At 62.0% G+C, this 1,065-nt stretch carries 2 protein-coding genes; both read left to right on the top strand.

What is annotated here, in order from left to right:
* Window positions 1–107 precede the first annotated feature (107 nt).
* Window positions 108–578: an RNA methyltransferase gene (locus tag OC610_RS27895; RefSeq protein ID WP_264432809.1), complete on the top strand. Its 471-nt coding sequence runs from the start codon at window positions 108–110 to the stop codon at window positions 576–578.
* A gap of 77 nt (window positions 579–655) precedes the next feature.
* Complete coding sequence (locus tag OC610_RS27890) at window positions 656–1,033, top strand: YgaP family membrane protein (RefSeq protein WP_264432807.1); 378 nt, start codon at window positions 656–658, stop codon at window positions 1,031–1,033.
* The last annotated feature ends 32 nt before the right edge of the window (window positions 1,034–1,065 follow it).

Below are 1,065 nucleotides of genomic sequence, written 5' to 3'. Positions count from 1 at the left end.
AGCGAGCTTGCTCGCGATGGCGGTCAACCAGACACCGCACATCTCGAACCTGACCACCCTCCCCCATTCCCCGTATAATCGCGCCTTTTCCCAAAGGCACCCCGTCCGTGGCCAACAAACGCTACAGCTGCATCGGTCTGTTCAACCCCAAGTCGCCGGAAAACGTCGGTTCGGTCATGCGTGCCGCCGGCTGTTACGGCGTGGCGTCGGTGTTCTACACCGGCAAGCGCTATGAACGCGCCGCCGACTTCGTCACCGACACCAAGAAAGTCCATTACGACATCCCGCTGATTGGCATCGACGACCTGAAGAAGATCCTGCCCCTGGGCTGTGTGCCGGTGGCCGTCGAGCTGGTGGACGGCGCCCGTCCGTTGCCCGAATACACCCACCCGGACCGAGCGCTGTATATCTTCGGCCCCGAGGACGGTTCGCTGGACAAAGACATCCGCGACTGGTGCGAAGACGTGATCTACATCCCCACCAACGGCTGCATGAACCTGGCGGCCACGGTCAATGTCGTGCTGTACGACCGCATGGCCAAAGGCAACAACACGCGCTCGGGGCCGCAATTCCGCTGACCGGCTGGAAATTCCATGGAACGACGGATTCGCTCAGGCAGTCAGCTTTATACAATTCCCCACACTGGAGACAGATCATGAGCGATAACAATCCGTTCGGGCCGGTGGATACCACCCCTTTCCAATCCCACAGCCCGCAGAATGTGCACGGCTGGGAGCGCATCGGTTCATTGGCCGGTGGGGTACTGATGATGGGCAAGGGCCTTCGCCGTGGCGGTGTGATCGGCCTGGCCCAACTGGCGATCGGCGGCATGGCCTTGGCGCGCGGCATCACCGGGCACTGCTCGGCGAAAAGCCTGCTGGAAAAAAATCGCCAGCATCTGCATGACGCCCGCGCCCGCATCGAGCAGGCCGGCGACGAACTGAGCCGCATGAAGGCCAATGCCGAGGCGGCGACAGGTACGGCCACGGTGACGGGGAATGATTCGTTGAGTTCGCCTAGGGCTGGGCTCTGATCCGAGAAAAGCGGCGTTGCTGATGACCCCTT

Origin of the sequence: Pseudomonas agronomica (assembly GCF_025917275.1) — a bacterium.
GTDB classification, from domain to species: Bacteria; Pseudomonadota; Gammaproteobacteria; order Pseudomonadales; family Pseudomonadaceae; genus Aquipseudomonas; species Aquipseudomonas agronomica.
The sequence above is the reverse complement of the archived record's forward strand: the minus strand, read 5'-3'. Positions and strand labels throughout refer to the sequence as shown.